At 46.2% G+C, this 6,727-nt stretch carries 7 protein-coding genes; 2 read left to right on the top strand and 5 right to left on the bottom strand.

The window, feature by feature from the left end; translation table 11 throughout:
* Positions 1 to 188 precede the first annotated feature (188 nt).
* Together BM283_RS16715 and BM283_RS16710 are read right to left on the bottom strand one after the other, a co-directional pair.
* Positions 189 to 542: an HPF/RaiA family ribosome-associated protein gene (locus tag BM283_RS16715; protein WP_090695158.1), complete on the bottom strand. Its 354-nt coding sequence runs from the start codon at positions 540 to 542 to the stop codon at positions 189 to 191.
* A gap of 22 nt (positions 543 to 564) precedes the next feature.
* Positions 565 to 1,737 carry a baeRF3 domain-containing protein gene (locus BM283_RS16710; protein WP_217646576.1) on the bottom strand — a complete coding sequence of 391 codons (1,173 nt, stop codon included), beginning with the start codon at positions 1,735 to 1,737 and terminating at the stop codon, positions 565 to 567.
* Positions 1,738 to 2,903: 1,166 nt separating this feature from the next.
* Here BM283_RS16710 and BM283_RS16695 point away from each other — a divergent pair.
* Positions 2,904 to 4,475 carry a lipase family protein gene (locus BM283_RS16695; protein WP_090695152.1) on the top strand — a complete coding sequence of 524 codons (1,572 nt, stop codon included), beginning with the start codon at positions 2,904 to 2,906 and terminating at the stop codon, positions 4,473 to 4,475.
* Between the two features lie 201 nt (positions 4,476 to 4,676).
* Here the strand turns inward: BM283_RS16695 and BM283_RS16690 are convergent, their stop codons facing one another.
* The 3 genes from BM283_RS16690 to BM283_RS16680 are packed head-to-tail and all read right to left on the bottom strand — an operon-like array spanning position 4,677 to position 6,282.
* Positions 4,677 to 5,048: a hypothetical protein gene (locus BM283_RS16690; protein ID WP_139225324.1), complete on the bottom strand. Its 372-nt coding sequence runs from the start codon at positions 5,046 to 5,048 to the stop codon at positions 4,677 to 4,679.
* Positions 5,049 to 5,053: 5 nt separating this feature from the next.
* Positions 5,054 to 5,845, bottom strand: a complete 792-nt coding sequence (locus BM283_RS16685) for a hypothetical protein (protein ID WP_090695148.1) — start codon at positions 5,843 to 5,845, stop codon at positions 5,054 to 5,056.
* Positions 5,846 to 5,889: 44 nt separating this feature from the next.
* The gene (locus BM283_RS16680; protein ID WP_090695146.1) at positions 5,890 to 6,282 is read right to left on the bottom strand and encodes a tyrosine-type recombinase/integrase; all 393 of its coding nucleotides are present in this window, start codon (positions 6,280 to 6,282) and stop codon (positions 5,890 to 5,892) included.
* On the opposite strand from BM283_RS16680, the gene BM283_RS19080 reads away from it, so the two are divergent.
* Positions 6,281 to 6,424, top strand: coding sequence for a hypothetical protein (locus tag BM283_RS19080; protein ID WP_175492203.1), 144 nt, complete (start codon positions 6,281 to 6,283; stop codon positions 6,422 to 6,424). The two genes, BM283_RS16680 and BM283_RS19080, sit on opposite strands and share 2 nt — an antisense overlap.
* Positions 6,425 to 6,727: the final 303 nt, after the last annotated feature.

Below are 6,727 nucleotides of genomic sequence, written 5' to 3'. Positions count from 1 at the left end.
AGCTTAAGTTACTGGGTTCAACCGCCGGATGCGGAAAACCGCACGTCCGGTGGTGTGGGAGAGGTAACGGATACAATCCGTTACCCCGACCCGATTACAAATTTGGTCCATATTCAAATTAAACTGAAAAGAGTTCAAAGGCATAAAACTGAATTTTGAAATGCGACGAGTGATTTATCGAAGAATGATCATTCTGATTCTTCACCCTTCGGAGCAGCAGGGCTCTTCATTTGACTGCTTAGTTTGCCAATAATGCTATCGAGTGATGCTTTCAACTTCCTGGCTGCACCGTTTATGGCTTCATTCACGGTTCCTGCTTGATGCGTAACAGCGACGGGTTGGCGACCCTCTAGCCGAACTTCCATCAAGCAGCGTTTATCGCGTGCGCCTCCTTTCTGGCTGTTTTCATCACTGAGATGGACTTCCACTCGGGTCACCTGATCACGAAAATGCCGTAAATTGCTCTCGATCACTTCCTCAACCTGCGCGTTCAGCACATCTGAACCTTGGATATTATCGTCGGTATTGACTTGGATTTTCATAATTATTCCTTTCAGCTTTAGTTTAATAACGGTAGATCGCGGCAACACCTGTTTTTGAAGGCATGTGTTCAGCAGGAATCATCCACACATGGCCTCCTTTGTTCGCAACCAGCTCTCCCATATCGTCAAACAGATTATCCACGTCAGGATCGCTAAGCTCGCTGAGTTCGATACGCCCCGTTGTGGGATCGAGCCGGCCAGGAAGTTGACGGTCGCTTTCGAGCAGCAGCGTTTCAACGCAACCAGCTGTGGCTGCAGCCGCAACCTCAGCGAGATCGCCACTACCCAGACCCTTAGAATGAGCTTGCGCGAATACTTCGATTAGTTCAGTAAGCCGTACCTGGTACTGAGGTGCGACCACTTCCCACGCACGGGCTCGAAGTTCTTCAAGAGACACAGCATCGGGGCTAATCATGATCCCCTCATTGGCAAGAAATGGATTCTGGCTGACGCGGTGGAACAGAGCGTGATGCTCAGGTAGTGCTGCTAGGATCAAGGGAAGTCCAGTTGGTCGCGAGTAATGCTCAAGTACTGCACGGTCAACCGCACGGAAGAACCGTTCGGTGTCCACATCCATCTCGTCGCTTTTGCCGCCGTGTCCGTGGTGCATCGGTATACTCCCTGGTCCGGCGCCACCATAAGAAGATACAGTCAAGCGTGGCTCAGTCAACTCATCACCGAGGGTATCGGTAATTGTGCGCGGGACGGCGGGAGTAAGATCAATCTCGTCGATCGCATCACGGTTTCCCTCGAAAAGCCTAATCACATGCTGGCTCAAACCGAGCACTTGATAACGATCAACAGTTTGTAATAAACGCCTGAGTGGTTTGGTATGGAAACTATTAGCCACTACAGCCAGCTCAATGACCGGGCGTTGCGTTCTAACTACCTGAAAAAGCCCTGGTGCAGCAAATACTGCTAACCCATCAAGAGTATGATTCCAAAACGTCATATCATCGGCAAGTGCGTTAAAGGACTTCAGAATCTTAGTGATTGCGACTGCAGAATGCTTTTGTTGCAGCGATTGCTCTAGCTTTTTCACTAAATTCCGGAAACGAATGGGATCCTGCTGATTGTCGGGGTGGTGCGGTGGGTTGGCTGGTAAAGTGACAGGCAGGATGGCTGTGTACCAGCGAGCGCAGTAGAAAAGTCGTGAGTAAGTAGATTCATGAGCAGTCTCCTTTGAGAAGAGCAAGGCGTGAAGTACACAATGAGTTGACTTTCAATGGTTTCCGAGCGATACACATTAGCAGCTTCATGAATATAGCAGATATAATATTTAGAGGCACGGAAACCGCATCTGCATTGTTAGTTGTAACAGACTCAGTAAGGTCAACCACGATCAATCTCTTTTTATATGAAAGAGATTGAAAGGCCATATTTCCACCAAGAAATGAGCCTGAATTTGAATTGCTGAATCGAGTATTATGCAAAGCATGGTGATTAATATGGGAGAAGCGAAACTATAGGCTCTGGCACAGATCAAGGGATTCTTGGAGGAAACTACAGAGGTAGCATTTCGAATTTCCAAGGACGAGCGTAATCGATTAATAGAGCATGTATTCAAGCGGCCTGGCTACGCCTCTGACACGGACGGGTAGAGGGCGTAATGCTGCGATCGAGCGTATGACTGGGTTCTCACGGCAACAAATGCGACATGATTAGCGTGAAAGAGCCCATGCTGAAGGCGAGCAAACCTCTGGCCAGTGAAGGTCATGATACGTTAAATCATCATCAAGTTTTGGCTGGTGTGATAATGTCGAACTTGATCAGAGCTTTAATCCAACGCGGAGCATTACGTTGAACCTTTTCATCGCAACCTCGTCGGGGTGAAGCTCTGCCACCCAGCATGCCCGTTCCCGGCGATCGCGTTTGAACGTACCAAACTGCCGTTGTTCCATGCTCGTACTGTCATCGGCTTCCTCGATCAATGCACAGACCGTGATTTGCGCGTGATGAACCTCGAGACCAACCACGTGTTTGTACAGTACTATCAGTTTCCATATTAACTCCCGTCAATTATACTCAAGGGTGGAAGGGGGTGAGTGCCAGCCAGCACTGAATATGCCTGAAGGTGATAAGTCACCAGCAGCCTGTTTAGCGTGCCGGGATGCGAGTCAGTCCGGCAGATCACGCTAGAATCGGGGAATCAGACTACCAAAATCTATTACGATCTCTACTCGCCACCTTCCAACTTAAAGTTTCTTTCATTCTTCGGGATACAGGTAATCACCATGAGCGTTAGAAATAGAATTAATAGTATTTTTAGAGTGACCTATAGATTGAGTTCAATATTTTTTATAGATGCGTGTTAGGCTCCCAGGTAACCGTTAGCGAGATGCGATATAAAAAGGATAGAAGATGGCAATAACATCAGGGAGTGCCAGTTCCGTTCCCGAACTTAAAATAACTTCCGACAACATTATGCTTGCTGCACTTAATCTTTCTGCACGAGCTTATTCTGATAACCATCTCGACGATCAACCAGTCATCGATGCTGTAAATGGACGCATTCAAAGCTGGGTACCTTTAGATGCCACAGCTTTGGGTTTTGCGGGAAACGATTCTCGATTCAGCACGATAGGCGAGAGTCTGTTGCGATATGACAATGACAATGCTTCGGCAACGGTGGGTTTAACTATGCTGGGTGGCAAACGCATGTTAGGCATTTCATTTGAGGGTTCTAATGATCTTTTTACAAAAAATGGCAGAAAAGATTGGAATAATAATGTTTTCAACATAAAAGGTTATTATGATCTTTTAAACGATGCGCGCAACGATAACGAAGTCGGCTTCCTTCAATCAGTCGCCAACTATATCAGTAGCCAAGGCATTGAACAGGTGCTCGTGACCGGCCATAGCTTAGGAGGAGCCGCTGCACAATTCTTCATGCAAGACTATGGTGCTACTGATGCGAGATATATCGGGGTAACTTTTGGATCACCCGGTACTAATCATTTTCAAGCATTACCGGAAGAACGCTTCGTCAATATTCGTCATAATGACGATGAAGCAGTAATAGCAGGAGAGGCGAGGGGGTATGAAATAAGTGGCTCGGTTATTAATGTACGGGTGGATGATTCCGGTATAAATGGATTATCAGAACATGCACTGTTCGTTCCGCTGGATGATACGGAAATCAATTACCGGCAAAGCATTGAATTTATCACTTCCCAATTGAATGCAAACACTTTGTTCCGGGACATGAATATTGTTCCTGGCACTCATGGCAACGACAATGTGAATGCAAAAGAAGGTCAAAACATTGAGGTCTTGCTGGGTGGTGATGGCGCTGACAACATGACAGGTGAAATGCCGGGTGAGCAACATATACAGATTTTCAAAGGGAGTTTGGGTAACGATACTATTCATGGTGGTGGAGGAATCGATTACGCCCTCTACAGCGGTGCCCGTTCTCATTTTACTCATCAAGTTTCGCCAGCCGGTGAGTTGATCGTAATTGATGAACGGGCAGGGTCGAATAATGAAGGAATCGATACGCTTCAAGGTATCGAGCGTATCATTTTTACTGATATGGCTTTTGCGCTCGATATGGATGGTTCGGCCGGGATAGTTGCAAAATTGATTGGAGCTGTTTTTGGCGCGGGAAGTATTTCCAATGCCGATTATGTGGCACTCGGCCTTTCTGAGCTGGAAAAAAATACTGATTATGAAGATCTTGCCGCCTTCGCTATCGCCGCCACCAGTGCCAATACACCTGCGCAAATAACTTCGTTACTCTGGAGCAACCTCATGGGAACGGCACCCACTGCGGAACAGGCGCAGCCATACATTGATCTGCTGAATTCAGGCACATCCATTGGAGAATTGGGTGTATTCGCCGCAGAGCATCCGCTCAATCAAGCGAATATAGCACTGGCCGAGTTGAGGGAAAGCGGGATCGTTTTTGATCCGCTCGGGTTTGTTGTTTAGCATAGCGTGAGATCAGACCGGACTGATTCTATCTCTCAATCAAAGCTGGCTTTGTCGGCTTTACCTTACCGTTTTATTGATACTGTCTGCGGCTCGCCTTCGCGTCATGTTTGATTTGGAAATGGAATGACTAACAGCCGGCAGCACATGCTAGGTTGGATGATTAACCAAAGGAGCAATGGCTGCGTAGGTGGCAGATGGTTAAGCAATCGCCCAGTTGTAATGATTGCAGGCGCTGAGTATGGTACGGTGCAAGAAACGATGGATCGACCAGTAATCTTCCGCGCCGGCACCCGTAAACATGCCCACAATCAGCAGATTCAATGAGGAATTGGCCGCCTTATTGAATTCTACTAGCAGTCCCGTTAGATGAGGATGAAAGGGTTGTTGCGCCAGCTGCTCTTCCAGATAGGCGCGTAATGTGGGCACAATGTCGGTCAGAATAGTCTCATGATGCTGATAATTCAGTTTGAAGTTGATCGGTATAGCAAACTCATCTCGCGACAGGTTACGAGGTTTTTTGCCAAGATAGTCAGCTACGCTGAAGGTGGTAGTGGCTCCCATTATTTGCATTTGCACTATTTCTGGCGTTTGAAGCAATACTTTGCCATAAATGTCGCCCTCCAGAATGACGATACCACTGCTTGGCTGGGGAACCAGGATTCTTCCGGGGAATACGGACGCGACTGCAAATCTACCAAGCGGTCGATAGGTAGACGCAGTAACCCACCATGAAGCAAAGGATTGTACAGTGTTGAAAAGAGGTTAAGTGAAGCAATCCGCCAAGGTAGCCCATTATATAAGATGCGTTCACCTTCTCGGACGCCACCCATATTGAGCAGAAGGCGAATTTCTCGGATATAACGTGGCAACGATTTTTGTAATCCCCAAGTTAATGTGATCATTAGCAAAACCATGAGTCCAAATAACAGCCAGCCACGAACGTACAAAATAAGCATAGCGGTAAATAAAGCCAGGGTCACGGTCAGCGTTCGAAGCGACAAGGCAATAGCTCGAGCCAATCGTCGTGTTCCGGGTTCATGCTTTCGACTTGGTAGCCGTCTGATCAATTGTCCGAGGCCTATCAGTACCAGATAGATCAACACAAAACCGCCCAGCGCCAGTACTAAATTGAGCCCACGCCCGCTGGCAAACTTTTGCAATTTGGTGACCAATTCCTCACCCAGTTCCTCACTAGGGGCAGTTAAACGTTGCAGTTCGGTATCAATTCGTTGCAAACGGCTTTCGGCATTTTTACGTTGCTCCTGCCATTGATTAAGCAGATCTTTAAGCGCGTGCCTGACTGTAGCATGCTTGCTTTGTGCCAGCGTTTTCTCCAGTTCTGCAATTGCTGTGTCAGCGAGCTGCAAGTGATCTTCTTGCGTATATAGATTATAACTATATGAATATATTATTATTTATTTTTTATGTTGACCAAATGCTGACCAAAAATTTCCAAAGCCTTACTTCCCTGCTGCTCATTAACTGGAATCCAGCGAGCATAAATTTTAGCTGTGATCAGTACATTTGAATGCCCCATCTGCGCGGATAACCATGAGATATTCTCACCAGCTGATAGCATCATGGAAGCGAACGTGTGGCGAGTCTGGTATGGGTTCCTATACCGCACTCCAGCCACTCTTAATATAGGCGTCCATGCTCTTCTTATCTCAAGGTCACCTTTCCACAGCTCTTGTTTGGATGGATTGTGAAATACTTTATTATTGAATAGAAGCGTGTACTGTTTCTGGTTAATTAATGGCTGTTCCACTGGTGGTAGCATATCTATCTCACGCCTACCTTTCATGCTTTGGATCGTTCAGGCATTTGAGCTGCCGTTTAAGACTCTGCCGGATATTCATGCTGACTACTTGCTAGAATTGGTGCTAGCCATGTTAGGGTTGAGCGGGGTCAGAATGGTCGAGAAGATCAAAGGTGTTGCTAAGTGATTGGCTAAAAGATGCAAATCTAGGTTTGAGGTGGTTAATAATGAATAATTTGTCTTCATGTTAATTTTTATTAACTCGGTTGAGGTATTTAAAATCAACATGCTTTAAGCAAGCATACAGTTCAACTATGGTAATTTTTACAATAGTTGAATTATTCAATGCTACCAATCAAGCATTGCCTGCTCCTGTTAGGGAACAGTACGCTGTAAATCATTACACAATTGTGGAATTGGCTTATCGCCATAATATATTTATTTAGAGGAATAAATATATTATGAAGTCAGATCTAATTTTTAGCCTTGG

This window comes from Nitrosomonas sp. Nm34, assembly GCF_900113925.1.
GTDB lineage: Bacteria > Pseudomonadota > Gammaproteobacteria > Burkholderiales > Nitrosomonadaceae > Nitrosomonas.
Note: the sequence above shows the minus strand (reverse complement) of the source record. Positions and strands in the feature narration are given on the sequence as shown.

Coding starts and splice junctions, on each gene's coding strand:
- BM283_RS16715 (WP_090695158.1), bottom strand. CDS start 542: ATGAAAATCCAAGTCAATACCGACGATAATATCCAAGGTTCAGATGTG.
- BM283_RS16695 (WP_090695152.1), top strand. CDS start 2,904: ATGGCAATAACATCAGGGAGTGCCAGTTCCGTTCCCGAACTTAAAATA.
- BM283_RS16690 (WP_139225324.1), bottom strand. CDS start 5,048: ATGCAAATAATGGGAGCCACTACCACCTTCAGCGTAGCTGACTATCTT.
- BM283_RS19080 (WP_175492203.1), top strand. CDS start 6,281: ATGCTTTGGATCGTTCAGGCATTTGAGCTGCCGTTTAAGACTCTGCCG.
- BM283_RS16680 (WP_090695146.1), bottom strand. CDS start 6,282: ATGAAAGGTAGGCGTGAGATAGATATGCTACCACCAGTGGAACAGCCA.